14 protein-coding genes are annotated in these 23,146 nt (G+C 31.1%); 10 read left to right on the forward strand and 4 right to left on the reverse strand.

Annotation, left to right across the window (positions count from 1 at the left end; all coding sequences use genetic code 11):
* Nucleotides 1–40: 40 nt before the first annotated feature.
* Nucleotides 41–3,715, forward strand: a complete 3,675-nt coding sequence (gene purL, locus CHB63_RS04565; protein ID WP_089377220.1) for a phosphoribosylformylglycinamidine synthase — start codon at nucleotides 41–43, stop codon at nucleotides 3,713–3,715.
* Between the two features lie 79 nt (nucleotides 3,716–3,794).
* Here purL and CHB63_RS04570 read toward each other — a convergent pair whose 3' ends face one another.
* The 4 genes from CHB63_RS04570 to pflB all read right to left on the reverse strand — a co-directional run bounded on the left by CHB63_RS04570 (nucleotide 3,795) and on the right by pflB (nucleotide 11,183).
* The gene (locus CHB63_RS04570; protein ID WP_089377589.1) at nucleotides 3,795–6,662 is read right to left on the reverse strand and encodes a M16 family metallopeptidase; all 2,868 of its coding nucleotides are present in this window, start codon (nucleotides 6,660–6,662) and stop codon (nucleotides 3,795–3,797) included.
* A gap of 179 nt (nucleotides 6,663–6,841) precedes the next feature.
* The gene (locus tag CHB63_RS04575; protein WP_245856772.1) at nucleotides 6,842–8,110 is read right to left on the reverse strand and encodes an L-lactate MFS transporter; all 1,269 of its coding nucleotides are present in this window, start codon (nucleotides 8,108–8,110) and stop codon (nucleotides 6,842–6,844) included.
* Between the two features lie 29 nt (nucleotides 8,111–8,139).
* Nucleotides 8,140–8,892, reverse strand: coding sequence for a pyruvate formate-lyase-activating protein (pflA, locus tag CHB63_RS04580; protein WP_317043594.1), 753 nt, complete (start codon nucleotides 8,890–8,892; stop codon nucleotides 8,140–8,142).
* 65 nt (nucleotides 8,893–8,957) lie between these two features.
* A complete protein-coding gene (gene pflB, locus CHB63_RS04585; protein WP_089377590.1) occupies nucleotides 8,958–11,183 on the reverse strand; it encodes a formate C-acetyltransferase in 2,226 nt (741 codons plus the stop codon).
* Nucleotides 11,184–11,646: 463 nt separating this feature from the next.
* Between pflB and CHB63_RS04590 the strand changes: the two genes are divergently transcribed.
* The 9 genes from CHB63_RS04590 to CHB63_RS04630 all read left to right on the forward strand — a co-directional run bounded on the left by CHB63_RS04590 (nucleotide 11,647) and on the right by CHB63_RS04630 (nucleotide 23,032).
* Nucleotides 11,647–13,422, forward strand: coding sequence for an AMP-dependent synthetase/ligase (locus CHB63_RS04590; RefSeq protein WP_089377223.1), 1,776 nt, complete (start codon nucleotides 11,647–11,649; stop codon nucleotides 13,420–13,422).
* A gap of 81 nt (nucleotides 13,423–13,503) precedes the next feature.
* Nucleotides 13,504–15,291, forward strand: a complete 1,788-nt coding sequence (locus CHB63_RS04595; RefSeq protein WP_089377224.1) for an AMP-dependent synthetase/ligase — start codon at nucleotides 13,504–13,506, stop codon at nucleotides 15,289–15,291.
* Between the two features lie 159 nt (nucleotides 15,292–15,450).
* Nucleotides 15,451–17,160: a DNA polymerase III subunit gamma/tau gene (dnaX, locus tag CHB63_RS04600; protein WP_089377225.1), complete on the forward strand. Its 1,710-nt coding sequence runs from the start codon at nucleotides 15,451–15,453 to the stop codon at nucleotides 17,158–17,160.
* 54 nt (nucleotides 17,161–17,214) lie between these two features.
* A complete protein-coding gene (locus CHB63_RS04605) occupies nucleotides 17,215–19,134 on the forward strand; it encodes a cation:proton antiporter domain-containing protein (protein ID WP_089377226.1) in 1,920 nt (639 codons plus the stop codon).
* Nucleotides 19,134–19,715 (forward strand): tRNA-(ms[2]io[6]A)-hydroxylase, encoded by a 582-nt coding sequence (gene miaE, locus CHB63_RS04610; protein ID WP_089377227.1) that lies wholly within the window; start codon nucleotides 19,134–19,136, stop codon nucleotides 19,713–19,715. Before CHB63_RS04605 ends, miaE begins: the two co-directional genes overlap by 1 nt.
* Complete coding sequence (locus CHB63_RS04615; protein ID WP_089377228.1) at nucleotides 19,716–20,156, forward strand: DUF4268 domain-containing protein; 441 nt, start codon at nucleotides 19,716–19,718, stop codon at nucleotides 20,154–20,156.
* A gap of 151 nt (nucleotides 20,157–20,307) precedes the next feature.
* Complete coding sequence (gene mnmE, locus CHB63_RS04620) at nucleotides 20,308–21,693, forward strand: tRNA uridine-5-carboxymethylaminomethyl(34) synthesis GTPase MnmE (protein WP_089377229.1); 1,386 nt, start codon at nucleotides 20,308–20,310, stop codon at nucleotides 21,691–21,693.
* Between the two features lie 450 nt (nucleotides 21,694–22,143).
* Nucleotides 22,144–22,326, forward strand: a complete 183-nt coding sequence (locus CHB63_RS04625; protein WP_089377230.1) for a hypothetical protein — start codon at nucleotides 22,144–22,146, stop codon at nucleotides 22,324–22,326.
* Between the two features lie 496 nt (nucleotides 22,327–22,822).
* Nucleotides 22,823–23,032 (forward strand): hypothetical protein, encoded by a 210-nt coding sequence (locus CHB63_RS04630; RefSeq protein WP_089377231.1) that lies wholly within the window; start codon nucleotides 22,823–22,825, stop codon nucleotides 23,030–23,032.
* Nucleotides 23,033–23,146: the final 114 nt, after the last annotated feature.

The following is a 23,146-nucleotide window of genomic DNA, read 5'->3' on the forward strand; positions in this document are numbered from 1 at the left end:
TTAAATTTGCGCTTTCTAACAACACTCTAAAAATCAATATATGATTCATTTCTTTGGAAACATAAACAGTAAAATATTTGCTGTACAAACGTCAAAAGAACTTTCGCAAGAAACTACTCAAAAATTAAACTGGCTATTTGGCAATCAAAATAAACTAGATGAGGCATCAATTGATGCTTTTTTTATTGGGCCTCGTGCAGCTATGATTACCCCCTGGAGCACAAATGCTGTAGAAATCACCCAGAATATGGGTATTGAAGGAATCATTAGAATTGAAGAATTTTCTGCTTCAAACGAAAAGGAAAATTTTGATCCAATGATTTTTCAAAAGTTTGAAAGTTTACATCAGGATATTTTTGATATTCATATTCAACCGGAAGCTATTTTAAATGTTGACAATATTGCGGATTACAATCAGCAAGAAGGACTTTCTCTTAGTGATGATGAAGTTGAATACTTAAATAATTTAAGCACTAAAATTGGAAGAAAATTAACAGACTCCGAAGTATTTGGGTTTTCGCAAGTTAATTCAGAACACTGTCGTCATAAAATATTTAATGGAACTTTTATAATTGATGGAGAAGAAATGCCTTCATCATTATTTAAATTAATTAAAGAAACTTCTAAACAACATCCGAACGGAATTGTTTCGGCATATAAAGACAATGTTGCTTTTGTAAAAGGCCCAACTGTTGAACAATTTGCACCAAAATCTGCTGACAAACCCGATTTTTATGAAAAGAAAGATTTTAAATCAGTTATTTCATTAAAAGCTGAAACACATAACTTTCCAACAACGGTTGAACCATTTAATGGTGCTGCAACAGGTTCAGGTGGTGAAATTAGAGACCGTTTAGCTGGTGGAAAAGGATCATTACCATTAGCAGGAACTGCGGTTTATATGACTGCATATTCTCGTTTATTAGAAAACAGGCCTTGGGAAAAAGGTATGGAAGAACGTAAATGGTTGTACCAAACTCCAATGGATATTTTAATAAAAGCATCTAACGGTGCATCCGATTTTGGAAATAAATTTGGACAACCTTTAATAACAGGTTCAGTATTAACTTTTGAACATGAAGAGCACTTCGACAAGCTCAGTATGACAAAAGCTCGTAAAATAGGCTATGATAAAGTGATTATGCAAGCTGGTGGTATTGGATTTGGAAAAGAAGATCAAGCCTTAAAAGATACCCCAAAAGAACACGATAAAATTGTGATTTTAGGGGGTGATAATTATAGAATTGGAATGGGTGGTGCTGCGGTATCCTCATCTGATACAGGTGCTTTTGAAAGTGGTATTGAATTAAACGCAGTACAACGTTCAAATCCTGAAATGCAAAAAAGAGCAGCCAATGCAATTCGTGGTATGGTAGAAAGTGATGTAAACACTATTGTTTCTATCCACGATCACGGTGCTGGCGGACATTTAAACTGTTTATCTGAACTAGTTGAAGATACTGGAGGTTTAATTGATTTGGATAAATTACCTGTTGGTGACCCTACGCTGTCTGCTAAAGAAATTATTGGTAACGAATCCCAGGAACGGATGGGATTGGTTATTGGGGAAAAAGATGCCGAATACTTACATAGAATTGCAGATAGAGAACGTTCACCATATTATGAAGTTGGTGAAGTAACTAACAATAATCGCTTTACTTTTAAATCTAAATCTACCGGAGAAAAACCAATGGATTTAGAATTAGATGATATGTTTGGAAGCTCTCCAAAAACAATTATGACAGATAAAACTGTTACATATAATTATCAAGATTTAGAATATTCAGTAAAAAATATTTCCATCTATTTAGAAGAAGTACTTCAATTAGAAGCTGTTGCTTGTAAAGATTGGTTAACTAATAAAGTAGACCGTTGTGTTGGTGGTAAAGTTGCTAAACAACAATGTGCAGGACCATTACAATTACCATTAAACAATTGTGGTGTTATGGCACTAGATTTTAATGGTAAAGAAGGTATTGCAACTTCTATAGGTCATTCACCAATCGCTGCATTAATAGATCCAGCCATAGGAAGCAGAACTGCTATTGCAGAATCTTTATCAAACATTGTTTGGGCTCCAATAAAAGATGGTTTAGATGGATTGTCTTTATCGGCAAACTGGATGTGGCCTTGTAAAAATGAAGGTGAAGATGCACGTTTATACAAAGCTGTTAAAAGTTGTTCTGATTTTGCGATTGAATTAGGAATCAACATTCCAACCGGAAAAGATTCGCTTTCAATGAAACAAAAATATCCAAATGAGGAAGTAATTGCACCTGGAACGGTTATTATTTCAGCAGCTGGAAATTGTACAGATATTAAAAAAGTTGTAGAGCCTGTTTTACAAAAAGATGGTGGATCTATCTATTATATCAATCTTTCGCAAGATGAATTTAAATTGGGAGGTTCTTCTTTTGCTCAAACTTTAAATAAAATTGGAAAAGAAGCTCCAACAATTAAAGATGCTAAATTTTTCAAAAAAGCATTTAATACAATTCAAGAATTAATTTTAGAAGAGAACATTCTTGCAGGGCACGATATTGGAAGTGGTGGTTTAATTACTACCCTATTAGAAATGTGTTTTGCTGATACTAATTTAGGTGCTAAAATTGATTTCTCTGTTTTTGAAGAAAAAGACATCATAAAATATTTGTTTGCTGAAAATATTGGAATCGTTTTCCAAGCCAAAGAAGATGAAGTTCTAGAGAGTAAATTAAACAAAAATAATGTGTCTTTTTACAAACTAGGAAATGTAACAACTGAGGAAACATTAGACTTCGGACCTTGCAAATTAGACATTTCTAAATACAGAGACGTTTGGTATAAAACTTCTTATTTGTTAGATAACAAACAAACTGCAAACGGTTTGGCTAAAGATAGGTTTGATAACTATAAAATTCAGCCATTAAAATATACTTTTCCAACACATTTTACCGGAAAAACTCCAATTGTTGATGGTAGCAAACCAAGACCAAAAGCAGCTATTATTCGTGAAAAAGGATCAAATTCTGAGCGTGAAATGGCAAATGCAATGTACTTAGCCGGTTTTGATGTAAAAGATGTGCATATGACCGATTTAATTAGTGGTCGTGAAAATTTAGAAGACATTCAGTTTGTTGGTGCTGTTGGAGGTTTCTCTAATTCGGATGTTTTAGGTTCTGCTAAAGGTTGGGCCGGAGCATTTTTATACAACGAGAAGGCAAATACCGCTTTACAAAACTTCTTTAAAAGAGAAGATACGCTATCAGTTGGTATTTGTAATGGTTGTCAATTATTTATGGAATTAGAAGAAATTAATCCAGAACATGAAGTTCATGGTAAATTATTGCATAATGATTCTCATAAGCACGAAAGTAATTTTACTTCGGTAACTATTCAGGAAAATAATTCTGTAATGTTATCTAGCTTAACTGGAAGCACTTTAGGAGTTTGGATTTCACACGGTGAAGGTAAATTCAACTTACCTATGGAAGAATCAGCATACAATATTGTTGCTAAATATGGGTATAATACATATCCTGCAAATCCTAATGGTTCAGATTATAATACAGCAATGATGAGCTCTAAAGATGGTCGTCATTTAGTTATGATGCCACATATTGAACGTTCTATTTTTCAATGGAACTGGGCAGATTATCCTGAAGAAAGAAAAGATGAAGTTTCTCCTTGGGCTGAAGCATTTGTGAATGCCCGAAAATGGATAGAAAAAATCTAGTAAATTATATTATTACTTTATAGCACAAAAAAAGGGATCCAATTGGATCCCTTTTTTAATAAAATAGTATAAACTATTGTTATTGTTTTACTTTTTCTAACTCAACCTCTTCTCCTTCTTTGTTTATAAGTTTAACTTCATCAAATCCCATAGTTTTAAACTGAGCGAATTGTGTTGCAGCGTCACCAACTACTAAATACATCATTTTAGATTCATCTAAATATTTATTAGCCAATTCTTTATGTTGTCCTAACGTCATATTATTAACAATAGCCTCTTCTCCTTCAATATAATTTGGAGCCAAATTATAAGTACTCATTTCTTGTAACATTCCTAATAATGAAAACTGAGTTTCAAAACGACGTGCATTAGATTTTATCAACGAATTTTTAGTGAATTGCAAATCCTCTTCACTAATCCCCTCTTTATACTTTGCGATTTGATCTTTAAAAATTTGTACAGATTCTCCAGTTGTATTTGTTCTAACACTTGAAGATGCGGTAAAAGTACCTGGAGTTTTTGATCCGCTAAAATTGGTTCTTGCTCCGTAAGTATACCCTTTTTCTTCACGTAGAATTAGGTTTACATTTCCTGAGAAAGAACCTCCCAGTTTATAATTCATAACTTCCGCAGCATAAAATTCCTTATCAGTTCTTGGAAGTGCTATATAACCAATATTAATAACCGATTGCTTAGAATTTGGAATATCTACAAAATATAGAGAAGACTTATCCCTGTTATTTGCTATTGGATAGGTTGGAATAGTTACTTCTTTTTCTTTCCAACGCTTAGCTAAACTTTCCAGGTTTTTTAAACTTTCATTTTTATTTATTTTTCCCACTATATGAAAAGTACTTATAGAAGGGGAAAAATTCTTATTATAAAAATCTTTTAAATCGTCAATTGTTATTGCCTCAACAGATGCAACAGTACCACTTGTTGGATAACTAAAAATATGATCTTCACCATATAAAACTTTATTATAAACACGTCGTGCAACTGCATTAGGGTTTGCATCTGATCTTTTAATCTGATTTATGGTACTAGTTTTAATACGTGCAAATTCTTCTTCATCCCAACGAGGTTCTAATAAAATTTCCTCTACCAAAGCCATCGTTTTATCAAAGTTTCTAACTAAAGTATTACCTCTAATTACAATAGCTTCATTTGAAGTGTACATATTAATATTTGCTCCTAACATTTCAATTTCTTCCTCTAATTCTAAAGGTGTTTTGTTAACAGTACCTTCCATCATTATATCAGTCATTAAATTTGCAACTCCATTTTTAGATTTATCGTCTAATAAATGACCACCTTCAACAACTAAGCTAAAATTAACTGTAGGAATTTCATTTTGTTCAATTCCATATACCTTGATTCCATTATCCAATGTTGCTGTCCAGCTTTCAGGAATACTTAATTTAGGAGTAACCCCTTGCGAAGGCTCAACAGATCTGTCAAAGTTTGAAGGCGTTTTTATAACAACATCGTTAACTTCTTCAACTGTTTTAGTTACATTTTCTTTAATTTCCTCCTCTACAACTTCCGCTTTTACTGAATTATCTGTTATTAATTCCAATTGTCCTTTAGGAACAAAACTTGTCATAACAAAAGGTTTGTCTTTTAAATAAGTGTTATAAACACGTAACACATCTTCTTTAGTTACTTTTTTGATATTTTCTATATCTTGTTCAATAAATTCAGGTGTTCCTGCAAATACATTGTATTGTGCCAATTGAAAAGATTTTCCTAAAACACTACTAATTCCATTATAAAAACCAGTTTCTAAACCAGCTTTAATACGTTCCACATCTTTATCTGTAAAACCTTCAGTTTCGAACATTGAAAATGCTTCAAAAATACCTTTTTCAACATCTTTTAAACTCTTACCATTATTCGCAGTAATAATTATATGAAATTCTCCAGCCAATTCTTGAGAATTATTGTAGGCTGTAGTTCTGGATGTTAATTCTTTTTCTTTTACGAGTACTTTATAAAGTGGTGCTTTTTTACCACTAGATAAGATTTCAGATAAAAAATCTAAGGCATACGCATCATCTGTATACTGTTGTAATGTTGGCCAAACCATATGAAGCTGAGCTGTATTTGCAAAATTATCTTCGTGATAAAAACGCTTTGTTTCTGCAATAGTAACAGGTTGTGGCTCCATTGGAGTTACTTCTTTTCTTCTTTTTATTTCTCCAAAATATTTTTCAACCAGTGCTTTTGCTTCATCAGTTTCAAAGTCTCCAGCCAATACTAAAGTAGCATTATTTGGTCCATAAAATCGGTCATAAAATTCTTTTACATCTTCAACAGTTGCATTTTGAAGGTCTTCTAATTCTCCAATTACTTGCCAATTATAAGGATGCCCTTCAGGATAAATGTTTTTATCTAACACCCAATTTGTATGTCCGTATGGATTGTTGTCTACACGTTGTCTTTTTTCATTTTGAACTACTTCCTGCTGGTTGTAAAAGGCAGATTCCGTAACCGTATTTATTAAATACCCCATACGATCACTTTCTAACCATAGTACAGTTTCAAGAGCGTTGTTTGGAACAACCTCATAATAAATGGTACCATCTTTCCAGGTACCACCGTTTAAGGTTCCACCTACATCTTGAATTTTCTTAAAAAACTGATCTTGTGGAACGTTTTCAGATTCTTGAAATAACATATGCTCAAATAAATGTGCAAATCCTGTTCTGCCTGTTTTTTCTCTATTTGAACCAACCCCATATTGTATGGCCAAAGAAACAATTGGATCACTTTTATCTTGATGCAGCACTACATCAAGTCCATTTTCCAGTTCATACTTTTCAAAATCTACAGAAAAAGTGGCTGCACTTTCTGCATTTTTACTAGAATTATCTTTACATGAAACAATCATTAAAGACACTGCCAATAAGGCTATAAAAGAAATTTTTAAATATTTTTTAAACATCATAAAACAAATTTTTAGAATTTATTAAATATACAATAGATTTTTAAATAATAAATATTAAAAAATAACCTATTAAAAACTTGGCTAAAAGCAAGAATTAGCTGGGTAGATAGTATAAAAAAATCCCCATTTCAATTTTGAAATGGGGATTTTTTATTTTTTAGAAATTTTAGTATAAACTAAGCTGCAGTAGCTAATTTTAAATCTTTATCATTTTTTTTATAAGCTTTTGTTACCAATCGTTTCATTAATACTGACACAATTAAAGCAATTACAAATAAACCTGCAAACACTTCTAAAGTATCATCTAAAGAACCTGTTCTCTCCTTAACCACATCGTAAATTGTTGGCCCAACAACTCCTGCTAATCCCCAGGCAGCTAAAACCATTCCGTGGATTGCACCTAATTGTTTTGTTCCAAATAAGTCTCCTAAAAATGCCGGCAACGTTGCAAAACCACCTCCGTACATTGTTATTACCGTAAATAAAACAACTAAGAATGTTATTTCTGTAGATATTTTTGGTAAGAAATAAAAGGCTAAAATTTGGAAAGCAAAGAAAATAATATATGTATTTGCTCTTCCTAAATAATCTGAAGCACTAGACCAAAGAATACGTCCTAAACCATTAAACACACCTATTAAACCAACAATTGCTGCCGCCTGCATTGGTGTATAATTTAATTTTTCCTGCATCATTGGACTTGCAGAGGCAATTATTGCAATTCCGCAAGCAATATTAATAAACATCATAATCCATATATAGTAAAAACGAGATGTTTTCAACGAGGCATTCGCATCAATATTTGAAATATCAGCTTTAATCTTCTTCCCTTCTCCTGGCTTGAATCCTTCAGGTAAATAACCTTCAGGTGGTCTTTCAATATACCTAGCTGAGGATAAAATTAGTGCCATATAAATAACTCCTAAAATATAAAATGCGGTAGAAACTCCAACAGCATCGAATAATTTTTGCATCACAGGTCCAAAAATTAAGGCTGCAAATCCAAACCCCATAATTGCCATACCTGTTGCCAAACCTCTTCTGTCTGGAAACCATTTTACCAATGTACTTACTGGTGTGATGTAACCCAATCCTAAACCTATACCTCCAATTACACCATAGCATAGATAAAATAATGTTAATGACTCTATTTGAACAGCCAATCCAGAGCCTAAAATTCCAACTCCATAAAATATACCAGCAGTAGTTCCACTAATTTTTGGACCAACTTTTTCAACCCACCTTCCTAAAAAGGCTGCAGACAATCCTAATAATAAAATAGCAATTTTAAAAGCCCATTTAATAACACTACCATCTACTCCAAAAATTTCTGAAACAGGGTTAGTCATGACCGAGTATGCGTAAACGGATCCAATTGAAATATGGATTCCTACTGCGGATGCAGCAATTAGCCAACGGTTTTTAAGTTTTTGAGTATTCATCATTTTTAATTTGTTGTTTTGTACAACATTTTTTAATTAATTTTTACTTCTTTAAAATATTTTTCTAAAATTTCTTTTGCTTCAGCTATCTCTTCAGGTGTGTTTTCACGAGCATCTTTCAATTTATACTCCCAACCTAATGCTTCCCATTTATGAATTCCAAGTTTGTGATAAGGTTGAATCTCAATTTTTTCAATGGTTTTATAGTCTTTGAAATGTTTACCCATTGCGTGTAATAATTCTGGCTTATTCGTAATTCCTGGAATTAAAACATAACGCAACCACATATTTTTTCCTGAAGCTTCTCTATATGCTGCAAAATTAAAGGTTGTTTCTTTTAAACGTCTTCCTGTTAAATATTCATAACCTTCTTCCGTCATATGTTTGATATCTAACATTACCAAATCTGCATAATCATCTAACAATTCTTTAGTGAAATTATTTAAAACCCTACCGTTGGTATCTACATTTGTATGAATACCTTCTTCTTTTAATCGCTTAAAAAAAGGAATCAATTCTTTCGCTTGTAATAATGGCTCGCCTCCAGAAACAGTAACCCCACCCATTTGTCTAAAATAAGGTTTCATTCGAATCGCCATTTTTACCAATTCTTCAATCTCATATTCCATACCTCCAGAATTTTCAATTGTATCTGGATTATGGCAATACAAACATTTTAATTTACAGCCTTGTAAAAAAACAACCAATCGAATTCCAGGGCCATCATGTGTGCCAAAAGATTCAATAGAATGTACTCTTAATATGTTTGAAGTTGTTTTGATAATTTTAGTATTTGTATTAAAGTGTGCAAAAAACTAGAAAGCTAATTTTTTGCACACTAAATGTTAGTTTACATTGATTCGTGGAAAGACCGCGTAATCACTTCTAATTGTTGTTCTCTTGTTAAACGAACAAAGTTAACTGCGTATCCAGAAACACGAATGGTTAATTGTGGATATTCTTCCGGACGTTCCATAGCATCAATTAACGTTTCTTTATCCAATACATTTACATTTAAATGTTGTGCATTATTTAAGAAATATCCATCAATTGTAGCTGTAAGATTTTCAATTCTTTCTGTTTCATTAGCCCCTAATGATTTTGGTACAATTGAAAATGTATTTGAAATACCATCCTGAGAATCTTCGTAGCTAATTTTTGCTACTGAATTTAAAGATGCAATTGCTCCATTTTTATCACGACCGTGCATTGGATTTGCTCCTGGTGCAAATGCCACTCCATACGCTCTACCATCTGGTGTTGCTCCTGTTTTTTTACCATAAGAAACGTTTGAAGTAATTGTTAAAACAGACATTGTTGGTGTTGCATTTTTATAAACAGGTAATTGTTTTAACTCGTTATTAAAATCTGCTACAGCATTTGCTGCAATTACATCAACTCTATCATCATCATTTCCATAACAAGGAAATTCTCCTTCAATTTTAAAATCTACAGTTAATCCTTCTTCATTTCTAATTGGCTTTACTTTTGCATATTTAATGGCTGAAAGTGAATCCGCAACAATTGATAAACCTGCAATTCCGTAAGCAATGTTAACCCCTGGGTTTGTATCAATTAAAGCCATTTGAGCTTTTTCATAATAGTATTTATCATGCATATAGTGAATAATATTCATAGAATCGTTATACACACGTGCCACTTCTTTCATAGCTATTTTAAAGTTAGCCATTACTTTATCATAGTCTAAATACTCATCAGTATAGGCAGGAACTCCGCTTACTACTTCTTTTCCTGTGAATTCACAACGACCAGCATTTACTGCCAATAATAATGTTTTAGCTAAATTGGTACGTGCTCCAAAAAATTGAATTGATTTTCCTAATTCCTGATAAGAAACACAACAAGCAATTCCGTAATCATCAGATCCACGACTTGCAACCATTAATGTATCATTTTCAAATTGAATTGAAGACGTATCAATTGATACTTTTGCACAGTAGTTTTTAAAGTTTTCTGGCAGGCTTTCAGACCATAAAACAGTCATATTAGGTTCAGGTGAAGCACCTAAATTGTATAAAGTATGTAAAAATCGGAAAGAAGTTTTTGTAACTTTAGTCCTCCCATCTTCAAACATTCCTCCAATAGCTTCAGTAACCCAAGTTGGATCTCCTGCAAAAATTTCATCGTAAGCAGCCATACGCAAATGACGTACCATACGTAATTTCATTACAAATTGGTCAATATATTCCTGTGCTTCAACTTCAGTAATAGTTCCATTAGATAAATCTTCTTCAATAAAAATATCTAAAAATGTTGAAACATTCCCTAAAGACATTGCTGCTCCATCTTGTTCTTTTACTGCGGCTAAATATGCCATATATGTCCACTGCACAGCCTCTTGTGCATTTTCAGCTGGTCTACTTAAATCAAGGTTATAAATTTCCCCTAATTTAATCATCTCTTTTAATGCTTTAATTTGCTCTGCAACTTCTTCGCGTAAACGAATTACCGCATCACTCATTGGTCCAGTTATAGCTTCCTGATCTGCTTTTTTAGCTTCTATTAACTTATCTATACCATATAAAGCAATTCTTCTATAATCACCAATTATTCTTCCACGTGCGTAATTATCTGGCAATCCTGTTAAAAATCCTAATGAACGGAATTTTTTAATTTCAGAAGTATATGCATCAAAAACACCATCGTTATGTGATTTTACATATTTTGAAAATAAGTTTGTTAAATCCTCATTTGGTTGAACACCATGTTCTGACAAAGCTTGTTGAACAACTTTAAATCCTCCGAAAGGTTTCATTGTTCTTTTTAATAATTCATCAGTTTGCAAACCAACTATTACTTCATTTTCTTTATCAATATACCCAGCGTTAAAAGCACTAACTGTAGATATTGTATCTGTATCAACTGAACGAACTCCATTTCTTTCTCTCTCCTCTTTAGTTGCCTCTTTACATATTTCCCATAATTTTTGAGTTTTCTCACTTGGCCCTACCAAGAAATCATGAGTTCCATGATAAGGAGTAACATTATTTGTTACAAAATCTCTTAAATTAATTGCGTTGTTCCAAATACCTTTTTTCAATTTTTCAGTTATCATAAAATTCCTATTTAATTTCAAATTTGTTTCAATTTTAAAGGACAAAAATAAATCATAAAAACCCTTTAAAAATGACATTTATCATCAAAAAAAGAGTGACTTTACACTTTATATTTTTATTGTTTTACTAAAACGTTTGAAGTGTGTACTTGTACGAAAATAATTTTTTTTATTTTTTTTAAATAATTTAAAAAAAGTTAATATAGCATCTATCTTAGGTAATTGTGATTACTTAAACATTAGTAATTTCAACTTAAAACTTGAATTTAATAGCGCAAAATTTCATTTTTCGGAATTTTTTATCATTTTATTAATAATTCCACATTAAAACGAAAAATATTAAACTAGCTAGAAAATTATATAATATTGACTTTTTTTACACCATTTTTATAATTCTAAAAGCTTTTTTGTAAATTCATATTTTAATTCCTAAATTTCCAATATTCAAATTCTATTTTTATACATGACTAATAAACCAACACGCTTATTTGACTTCGCTTATCAGCAATTGGAATTAAATCCACAATCAAAATTATTTAACACAAAGGTTGACAATGAATGGATTGCCACTTCAACCCAAAACTATTTAGAACAAGCAAATATTATAAGTAGAGCATTACTTCGTTTGGGAATAAAACCCAATGATAAAATTGCTGTTGTTACATCAACCAATAGAGTTGAATGGAGTATTTTAGACATTGCCATTTTACAAATTGGAGCTGTTAATGTTCCTTTATACCCTACTATTTCCAGTTCAGATTATCAATATATTATCAATCATTCAGATGCTGTTTTGTGTTTTGTTTCTGATAAAGATTTGGCTGAAAAAGTTTCAAAAATAAAAGATAAAACACATTTAACAGCTATCTATTCATTTGATATTATAAATGATATCTCAAGTTGGGAATTTCTTTTAGAATTAGGTAAAGATACCTCTAATCAAAATGAAGTAGATGAATTAAAAAAATGCGTTTTACCTGAAAATCTAGCTACTATTATTTATACTTCTGGTACAACAGGCACTCCAAAAGGAGTGATGCTTTCGCATAAAAACATTGTTGAAAACACCATTGTGAGTGCTAAGGCATTAGACTTTCAACCGGGATCTTATAAAGTACTGAGCTATTTACCCGTTTGCCACATTTTTGAACGTTTTGCATTGTATTATTATCAACTAATGGGTTTCGAAATTTATTTTGCAGAATCAATAGAAAAGTTAGGTAAAAATTTAAAAGAAGTAAAACCACATTTTATTCCCGTAGTACCAAGGCTTTTAGAAAAAATTTACGATAAAATTGTAGATAAAGGAAGTAACTTATCAGGTATAAAAAAATTACTTTTCTTTTGGTCCTTAGATTTAGGGAAAAAGTACAAACCTTATAAAGAAAATGGTTGGTGGTACCATTTTCAACTTAGTATTGCAAAAAAACTAGTTTTTAGCAAATGGCGTGAAGCCCTAGGAGGAAATATAAAATTTTTAGTAACTGGAAGTGCTCCAATGCAACCGCTATTAATTAAAATTTTTACTGCAGCAGGAATTCCCGTTTTTGAAGGGTATGGTATGACCGAAACTTCACCAGGAATATCAGTAAATGATTTTAGAAATTACTGTTTTAAAATTGGTACTGTTGGAAAAGTTATGGATGGTATTGAAGTTAAAATTGCTGAAGATGGAGAAATTTTAGTAAAAGGTTCAAATATAATGATGGGTTATTATAAAAACGCAACCCTTACAAATAAAACAATTATTAATAATTGGCTCCACACCGGAGATATTGGCGAATTAGATCAAGATGGTTTCCTGAAAATTACAGACCGTAAAAAAGAAATGTTTAAAACTTCTGGCGGAAAATATATTGCTCCTGCCGTGCTCGAAGGTAAACTAAAAGAATCTCGTTTTATAGAACAAGTAATGATTATTGGAGAAAGTAAAAAAATGCCTGCAGCTATCATTCAACCACATTTTGAATTTTTAGTTGAATGGGCAAAAAGAAAAAATTTAACCTTTAATAATTCTAACGAGGTATTAATAGGTAAGAAAAAAGTAAAAAAACGAATTCAAAAAGAAATTGATAAAGCCAATAGTTCTTTTGGAAAATGGGAACAAATAAAAGCTTTTGAACTTACATCAGAAATTTGGAGTGTAGATAATGGGTTATTAACACCAACATTGAAAATGAAAAGAAGAGAAATATTAAAAAAATATAAAAATTTACACGATAAAATTTACGATAGTTAATTTAACAACCGTTATTTTTATGGGTCTTGTAAATTAACTATAATTTTTATACTTTGTGCTCCCTCAATTAAATAATAACAAATGCCAAAAGAAATCACCAGATTATTCGATTTTGCGTATTACCAACTCGAAAATTACAATTTAGATATTGCTTTTTGTACCAAATATAATAATGAATGGGTTGCTACTTCAACCAAAGATTTTGTTAACAAAGGAAATGAATTAAGCCGAGGGCTTTTAAAACTTGGTGTAAAGCCTGGAGATAAAATTGCTGTTATATCATCCAATAATAGAACAGAATGGAATATTTTAGATTTAGCAATATTGCAAATTGGAGCAATTAGCATTCCTATTTACCCAACTATTTCTAAAGAAGATTATGAATATATTTTTAACCATGCAGAAGTAACTCATTGCTTTTTATCAGATAAAGAATTATATGACAAAGCAATTGCTGTAAGTAAAAATGTATCCACTTTAAAAGAAATTTACTCTTTTGATGAATTTAAAGAATGTAAAAACTGGACTGAAGTATTAGAATTAGGAAAAGATGAAAGTCTTCAAGCCAAAGTTGATTCAATTAAAGAAAGTGTTAGTCCAAACGATTTAGCAACAATTATTTATACCTCTGGAACTACTGGTAGGCCAAAAGGTGTTATGTTATCTCATAACAATGTAGTTACCAATGTTCTCGATAGCTTTCCTAGATTGCCTTTAACTTTAGGAAGTGGAAGAACATTAAGTTTCTTGCCTGTTTGCCATATTTTTGAACGCATGTTGCATTACCTATATCAATATTCTGGAACTTCTATTTATTTTGCAGAAAGCATCGAAAAAATTGGTGTTAATATAAAAGAAGTGCATCCTAATTTAATGTCGGTAGTACCAAGGTTATTAGAAAAAGTATACGATGGTATTATTTCAAAAGGATCAGAATTAAAAGGAATAAAAAAAATGTTATTCTTTTGGGCAGTTGATTTAGGTTTAAGATATGAACCTTATGGAAAAAATGGTTGGTGGTACGAAACACAATTAAAACTGGCCAATAAATTAATTTTCAGCAAATGGCGTGAAGCATTAGGAGGTGAACTAACTACAATGGTATCTGGAAGCGCAGCCTTACAACCGCGTTTAGCTAAAGTTTTTACAGCAGCTAAAATGGAAATTATGGAAGGGTATGGACTTACTGAAACATCTCCAGTAATATCCGTGAATATGTATAAAGACGGAATGATGAAAATTGGAACTGTTGGAAAACCAATTGCACATGTAGATGTGAAAATTGCTAAAGACGGAGAAATTTTAGTAAAAGGTCCAAATGTTATGCTAGGTTATTATAAAGACCCAGATAGAACGGCAAATGTAATGTCTGGCGATTATTTTCATACCGGCGATAAAGGTGAGATTGATTCAGAAGGTTTTATTAAAATAACGGGAAGAAAAAAAGAAATTTTTAAAACTTCCGGTGGAAAATATATAGCTCCTAACCTTCTTGAAAATGAAATGAAACAATCAAGATTTATTGAACAGATTTTAGTTATTGGAGAAGGTCAAAAAATGCCTGCTGCTATAATTCAACCAAATTTTCAATTTTTACGTGATTGGGCAAAAATTCATCATGAACCAATTCCAGGAAATAATCAGGATTTAATTGAAAACCCTCATGTTATAGCGCGTATTCAATTAGAAATTGATAAAGGAAATGAGAATTTCGGAAAATGGGAAACAATAAAAAGATTTGAGCTTACTCCAGATGTTTGGGGAATTGATAATGATTTATTAACCCCTACAATGAAGCCAAAGAGGTTCGAAATTATTAAAAAGTACATTCATTTATACAACAAAATTTATCCAGATAATCCTAGATAATTATTCAATAAATAGTGGTTATTTATTAATTTAAAGTTAATTAAACCCCTAAACTGTTATGTTGTAATTATTTACTTAAAAACTTATAATTAAATATTAGTTTAATTTTAAATAAACCATTGGTTTTTCTATTTTTGTAAAACAACCAATATTAAATAAATGGAACAATTTATAGTATCAGCTCGTAAATACAGACCTCAAACTTTTGCGGATGTTGTTGGGCAAAAAGCGATTACAAATACGCTTGAAAATGCTATAAAAAATAACCATTTAGCACAAGCTTTGTTATTTACAGGCCCACGTGGAGTTGGAAAAACTACATGTGCCAGAATTTTAGCTAAAAAAATAAACGAAAATGCGTCAGAGAATTTAGATGATGAAGATTTCGCTTTTAATATCTTTGAATTAGATGCTGCATCAAATAATTCGGTTGATGATATTAGAAGTTTAACCGATCAGGTTAGAATTCCGCCACAAACTGGTAAATACAAAGTATATATAATTGATGAGGTTCACATGTTATCACAGGCAGCTTTTAATGCTTTCCTAAAAACATTGGAGGAACCACCACCGCACGCTATTTTTATTTTAGCAACTACAGAAAAACATAAAATAATACCAACCATACTTTCTCGTTGTCAAATATTTGATTTTAAACGAATCGGAGTATTAGACGCGAAGGAATATTTAGTTAAAATTGCCGCAAGTGAAAATATAAATGCGGATGACGATGCCTTACACATAATTGCTCAAAAAGCAGATGGAGCAATGCGTGATGCTTTATCAATTTTTGACCGTGTTGTAAGTTTTTCGGGTAAAGAATTAACACGTAAAGCAGTTACAGAAAACTTAAATGTTTTAGATTACGACGAGTATTTTATTACAACTGACTTAATTTTAGAAAATAAAATACCAGAAGTTTTAGTTCATTTCAATAGTATTTTGTCAAAAGGATTTGAAGGGCATCATTTTATAAGTGGTTTGGCTTCTCATTTTAGAGACTTATTAGTTTCAAAAGATAAAATAACAATCGACTTATTAGAAGTTGGTGATAATGCTAAAAAGAAGTACTTAAAGCAATCCGAAAAAAGCGATGTTCGTTTTCTGTTACAGGCAATTGATATGGCTAATGATTGTGATCTAAAATTTAAGAGCAGTAAAAATCAGCGGTTGTTAGTAGAATTAACTTTAATGCAATTAGCCTCTATCACTTTTGATGGAGAAAAAAAAAATAGCAAACCTTACATAATTGCAGCCATTCATTTTCAAACGAAAGGAAAACGAAGAACTTTAGCCAAACCTATAATGGTAAAACCTAAAGTTGAAGCAACTAAACCCGAAATTCACTTAAAAAAGCCAAGCGCTCCAATAAAACCTGAAATTCCAAAACCAGTTCTTTCCAATCCAAGAGAACGAAGACGCTCCGGACTCTCATTAAAAAGCATTCATGATAAAAAGAAACTGGATGAAATTGAAGTAGATTACGATCAGGTAGATGGCTTACCATCAGATCCTTTTACTGAAAAAGAAATGATTGCATTATGGAAAAAACATACACAATCTTTATTAGAAAAAGGTAAAAAAAGTGTGGTTTCAGTTTTAAAAGCGAACGACCCAACATTAAAGGACGGCAATATTCATTTTGAACTTCCAAATCATTTAATGAAATCGCAAGTTGAAGGTGTTAAATATTCTTTATTAAAATATATTAGAGTACAGCTTAATAATTATAAAATTGAACTAATTATTGATGTAAACGAAGTACATACTAAGAAATTCGCATATACACCACAAGAAAAATATCAAAAATTGAAAGAAAAAAATAGTGCTATGGAACTATTCAGAAAAACTTTTGATTTAGATATATAATCCATTCTAATTATAAACTGCAATTACTTATATTAGCAGTTAAAATTATGAAATTTGGACATTAAAATTCTGTTAACTTTTTTAATTGGTTTTTTTATTGTTGCACTTGCAGCAAATGAGATAGCAAAAGTTTTTCAAAAAATAAAATTCCCCCTAATTACAGGGTTAATAATTACAGGGATTGTTGCAGGCTCTTCAGTTTTAAATTTTATCCCTCCAGATGCATTAGACAGGCTAAATTTTTTAAATGAAATTGCATTAGCAATTATCGCATTTTCTGCCGGATCTGAATTGTATCTTAATGAACTTAGAAGTAGAATCAACAGTATAAAATGGATGACTCTTGGGCAACTTGTAATCACATTTGTTATGAGTTCAATCGTAATTTATTTTATTGCAGATCAAATTCCATTTATGACGAACCAACCGGCTAGCCATAAAATTGGAATTTCTATATTGTTTGCAACTATTTTTGTTGCGCGCTCACCATCTTCTGCAATTGCTGTTATTAATGAAATGCGAGCAAACGGACCATTTACAAAAACTGTAATGGGTGTTACCGTTTTAAAAGATGTTTTGGTAATAATTTTATTTGCTGTTTGTTTATCAGTTGCAAAAGCCCTGATTAATGATGAAGAAACAGGCGTTTTATTTTTTGTAATCCTGTTTTTTGAGTTAATTGCTTCATTTAGTATCGGATTTTTATTAGGAAAAATATTGCAAATTCCTTTTGCAACCAAGCTTGACATAAAACTTAAAGGGTTTATAATTTTAATAATAGGCTTTAGTGTTTATGCTTTTTCACATTTTATAAAATTAAAATCTTTTGAGTACTTTCATCATGAATTTAGATTAGAGCCTCTTTTAATTTGCATCATTGGAAGTTTTGCTTTAACAAATTACAGTAAACATAGAATTGAATTTTCTGAAGTATTGGATGATATAAGTCCGTTAATTTATATTATATTTTTCACCTTAACCGGTGCTTCATTATCCATACAAACATTAATAAGTGTTTTTGGAGTTGCTGTTGCATTGTTCTTTTTACGATTAATAACTATGTTTTTTGGTGGCGTTTTTGGTGTTTATGCCGCAAAAGACCCCAAGAAATATGCGTTAATTGCCTGGATGCCCTATTTAACACAAGCAGGTGTAGCATTAGGTTTAGCAACAATAATTTCTAATGAATTCCCTGTTTGGGGACAACAATTTGAAGCTATCGTAATTGCTATTATTGTTTTAAATCAATTAGTTGGACCGCCATTATTTAAGTGGTCATTAAATTATGTAAAAGAAAGCCATTTACGTTCAAAAATTCCTGAATTTGACGGTACAAGAGATGCTGTTATTTTTGGTTTGGAAGATCAATCAATAGCACTCGCTAATCAATTACAAAGAAATAAATGGGATACCAGAATTATTAATGTTGATAGAAAACAGGAAAAAGTTGTAAAAGATTTTGAAGTAATTGAACTAACTTCTATCAGTTTAACCGGTATTAAAAAATTAGCATTAGAAAAAACAGAAGCTATTATTTTAATGCTTTCAGATGAAGATAATTATAAACTAGCTGAACTTATTTATGAACATATTGGAACTAAAGAGGTAATCGTTAGGTTGAATAAACGTGAAAATTTCGATAAATTTCATAAGCTTGGTACGCTAATTATAGAACCGGCTACAGCAATTGTTAGCTTGTTAGATCATTTTGTACGTTCTCCTAATGCAACTTCATTGTTATTAGGAATGGATGAAGGACAAGACTCTATGGATGTTGAAATTAGAAACGAAGACATTCACGGAATGCGCTTACGAGATTTACGTTTGCCATCCGATGTTTTAGTACTTTCAATAAAGAGAAAAGGCCAACTATTAGTTTCGCACGGGTATACCAGAATGCGACTTGGAGACATTATAACTTTAGTTGGTGGTGAAATTAGCTTAGAAGATCTTAAATTTAAATTTGATACATAATGTTAGGCTTAAAACTTCCAACCGATCCGCGTTGGGTAAATATTGCAGAAAAAAATATTGACGAAATATTAATAGACCATGCCCATTGTGAATTAAAAGCAGCATCTACTGCCAATTCATTAATAATGAGCTTTCCAGAATATTCTGATTTAGTGACAGAAATGGTTTCATTAGTAAAAGAAGAAATGAGTCATTTTAAAATGGTTCATGAAAGGTTGCTAAAACGCAACATAAAATTAGGGCACGATAGAAAGGATTTATACGTAAATAAATTGTTGAAATTTTTTCCTAAAGGTGGTAGCAGAACTACGCAATTAGTACATCGTTTGTTATACGCCGGACTTATTGAAGCAAGAAGCTGTGAGCGTTTCAGGTTACTATCAGAGCATATTGAGGATAAAGAGTTGGCTAAATTTTACAGAGATTTAATGGTTTCAGAAGCAAACCACTATACGCTGTTTTTAGGCTTTGCCAGAAAATTTGGCGATCGAAAAGAAGTAGATAAAAAATGGAACGATTTATTAGAGTATGAAGCTGAAATAATGAAAGATTTAGGAACTTCAGAAACCATTCACGGATAAATGTACAGTAAAGAAGAATCGGCAGCATTAAGAAAACTATTTTGGACCAGTTTTGGAAAATCCTTTCCAAGAAAATGGTTGTTGTATAATACCAAAATAAAAGATTTCAGCTTTAAATTTGTTGCCGATAAAAAACAAGCATTGGTTTGTTTGGATATTGAATCGTTTGACAGAACTAAAAATGAATTACTTTTTGATCAGGTTTTAGAATTAAAAAGTAATCTAACTGAAGATTATTTACCCGATGTTATTTTTGATGAACTTTATCTATTGGAAAGCGGAAAAATTATTCATAGAATTTATGTAAAATACAACGGAGAATTTAACATTCATAATAAAAACACGTGGCAAGGGGCATTTCTATTTTTTAATGAAGCTATGCATCAGTTTGAAGAATTTTATGAAGACTTTGAAGATTTTATAAAACAGGCTATTTATTAGTGGTTGGTTGTTAGCTGTTGGCTTTTGGCTGTTGGCTGTTGGCTGTTGGCTGTTGGCTGTTGGCTGTTGGCTGTTGGCTGTTGGCTGTTGGCTAAAAAACCTATCACTAAATTTTTGATTCAACAACTAAAAATATCTTATTTTTGCACCAATGAATACAATTCCAAACGATACAATTATTGCCTTAGCAACTCCATCAGGTGTTGGAGCAATTGCAGTTATAAGATTATCAGGTGAAAAATCCATTGAAATTGTAAATCAGTTTTTCAAATCTAAATTTGGAAAAAAAGAACTCACCAACGTTAAATCTCACACAATACATTTAGGTAATATTATAGAAAACGATAGAATTATTGATGAAGTTTTAATATCTGTTTTTAAAAACCCACAATCGTATACCGGTGAAAATGTAATTGAAATTAACTGTCATGGTTCGGTTTATATTCAACAGGAAATAATACAGCTCTTTATAAAAAATGGAGTTCGTAATGCAGATCCAGGTGAATTTACTTTACGTGCTTTTTTAAATGGTAAAATGGACTTAAGTCAGGCAGAAGCTGTGGCCGATTTAATAGCCTCAAATTCTGCAGCATCACATCAGGTTGCTTTGCAACAAATGCGTGGTGGATTTAGTACCGAAATTGAAAATTTACGTCAGCAGTTATTAAATTTTGCCAGTTTAATTGAGTTGGAATTGGATTTTGCAGAAGAAGATGTTGAATTTGCCGATAGAACTGAATTCAATAATTTAGTAACTAAAATTAGTGCTGTTTTAAAGCGATTAATTGATTCATTCGCCTTAGGAAACGTGCTTAAAAACGGAATTCCAGTTGCAATAGTTGGCGAACCAAATGTTGGAAAATCAACATTATTAAACGCATTATTAAACGAAGAAAAGGCAATTGTTAGTCATATTGCAGGAACTACCAGAGATGCCATTGAAGACGATATAAGTATTGAAGGAATTGCGTATCGTTTTATTGATACCGCTGGTATTAGAGAAACAAAAGATTTTGTTGAAAATATTGGAATTAAAAAAACCTTTGAAAATATAGAAAAGGCGCAATTAGTACTCCATTTAGTAGATGCCTCAAAAGTTGATGACCTTCAAAAAAATATTTCAGAATTAAAAGATAAATACCCAACCAAGAATATTTTAACCATTATTAACAAAGCAGATTTACTTTCAGATACTGAAATAACGAATCTTAAAACTCAATTTTCTAACCTGATTATTTTATCTGCAAAAGAAAAAACAGGGATTCATGAGCTTACCAATACCCTAACCCATTTGGTTAACAAAGGTGCTTTAAGTAATAACGAAACCATTGTGAGTAATTCTCGTCATTTTGAAGCCTTAAACAATGCTTATACTTCCATTAAAGAAGTACAAAAAGGAATTGACCAAAACATAAGTACCGACTTATTTGCCATTGACATTCGCCAAGCACTTTTCCACCTTGGTGAAATTACGGGTGAAGTTACTACCGAAGATCTGTTAGGTAATATTTTTGCTAATTTCTGTATCGGTAAATAATTTCCAAAATTTTACATAAAAAATCACCCAAAAACCCATAGTTATCAACACCTTTTTTACGTTTTTGACATTTCCATTTTTGTAAATTTCTGTACCGTTTTGATTAAAAATGTACCTTTATTGTACCTCGTATCCAGATAAAATCAAAATGATTTTAATTTGGCGGACGTTGGAGAGAAACTGAAACACGTGGAAACATCAGGAAACATCAGGATACATTTTGAAACAAAAATTCAAAATTTAAAAACAGGAAAATAGTATTCCTATTTCTTTATTTCAAAATAGTTTGCAGTAAATTTAATTGGTGCACATACTATTTAATTATCTAAAGCGTAAAAACAAATCGCAATAAAAGCTTAATTAAAATGGTCTAATAAGTAGCCAAAACTTAATTAACAATAGAAATGTGAAATAAAATCTATATATTCACAACAAGCTAAAGATAAAAATATGTTTAAAAAATTTACAATTGCAGACAAACTGTTATTAATTGCTGCTTTATTAGCGTTGATATTTGCCGAAGTACTCTATTTTCAAGGAGAACATTCACACGCAACTTTTATTGGACTATGGGTTCCTTCAATATTAGCATTTGGAATTTATCTAAAACTAATTAATAACACTAAAAAATGATTGATTTTATTCCATATTTCGCTGCACTAATAACTCTTCTTTTTGGCTTAGGTTTTGCCTTAGCAATTAGAGATGAAAAAAAATAAATAAATTCTTTTTTATCACACTAAAAAAGCGGATGACTTTATATCATTTTAATAGGCTAAGTCATAACGAACAACTAAAAACGGTTTTTAGTATTGCCTTCTTTTTAGATAATCATACCTCATAAACTAAACCATTTAGTTGTTATGTTATTGATTAGCTATTTATTGAATTGTGTTACTGTATTGAAAAAAAACAAGAAATTATTATAATTTTGAAGTTATTCCTTATATACCTTCATCAAAACCCGTACCTTCTTTCATTCTAATATTGTTCATTAAACAATCCTTCGCCCAAGTTATTTTCCATTCATCGATAGTAAACTACTACTCGTCTTCAGAAATAATCAACTTATCTAATATAAAACAAGCTGATTTATTATTCTTTTAGATTTGATAAAAAACTAACTATTATGACTTTACATGATTTTAACTTACTAAATGAGTATGATAGAAAAGCAACTGTTTTTACTGACGGGAGATTTTTAGATATTCAACAAAATGAAAATGAATATATCATTTTTTATATGATTGATGGATTTTTTACTGAACTAGTTTATGACAGGGATATGCAAGAAATTATTGAAGTAAGAAGCTCAAATTATTTTCCTTCAAGCAATTAATCAAAATTAACCCGAATAAACGGTAGCAAATTTATTTGCTTCACTAACTTCATTAATTACCACATATAATCACAAAAAAAATGAGGTAACAAATTTGTACCTCATTTTTAATAT

It is taken from the genome of Lutibacter flavus (assembly GCF_900188355.1).
GTDB lineage: Bacteria > Bacteroidota > Bacteroidia > Flavobacteriales > Flavobacteriaceae > Lutibacter > Lutibacter flavus.

Coding starts and splice junctions, on each gene's coding strand:
- purL (WP_089377220.1), top strand. CDS start 41: ATGATTCATTTCTTTGGAAACATAAACAGTAAAATATTTGCTGTACAA.
- CHB63_RS04570 (WP_089377589.1), bottom strand. CDS start 6,662: ATGTTTAAAAAATATTTAAAAATTTCTTTTATAGCCTTATTGGCAGTG.
- CHB63_RS04575 (WP_245856772.1), bottom strand. CDS start 8,110: ATGATGAATACTCAAAAACTTAAAAACCGTTGGCTAATTGCTGCATCC.
- pflB (WP_089377590.1), bottom strand. CDS start 11,183: ATGATAACTGAAAAATTGAAAAAAGGTATTTGGAACAACGCAATTAAT.
- CHB63_RS04590 (WP_089377223.1), top strand. CDS start 11,647: ATGACTAATAAACCAACACGCTTATTTGACTTCGCTTATCAGCAATTG.
- CHB63_RS04595 (WP_089377224.1), top strand. CDS start 13,504: ATGCCAAAAGAAATCACCAGATTATTCGATTTTGCGTATTACCAACTC.
- dnaX (WP_089377225.1), top strand. CDS start 15,451: ATGGAACAATTTATAGTATCAGCTCGTAAATACAGACCTCAAACTTTT.
- miaE (WP_089377227.1), top strand. CDS start 19,134: ATGTTAGGCTTAAAACTTCCAACCGATCCGCGTTGGGTAAATATTGCA.
- CHB63_RS04615 (WP_089377228.1), top strand. CDS start 19,716: ATGTACAGTAAAGAAGAATCGGCAGCATTAAGAAAACTATTTTGGACC.
- mnmE (WP_089377229.1), top strand. CDS start 20,308: ATGAATACAATTCCAAACGATACAATTATTGCCTTAGCAACTCCATCA.
- CHB63_RS04625 (WP_089377230.1), top strand. CDS start 22,144: ATGTTTAAAAAATTTACAATTGCAGACAAACTGTTATTAATTGCTGCT.
- CHB63_RS04630 (WP_089377231.1), top strand. CDS start 22,823: ATGACTTTACATGATTTTAACTTACTAAATGAGTATGATAGAAAAGCA.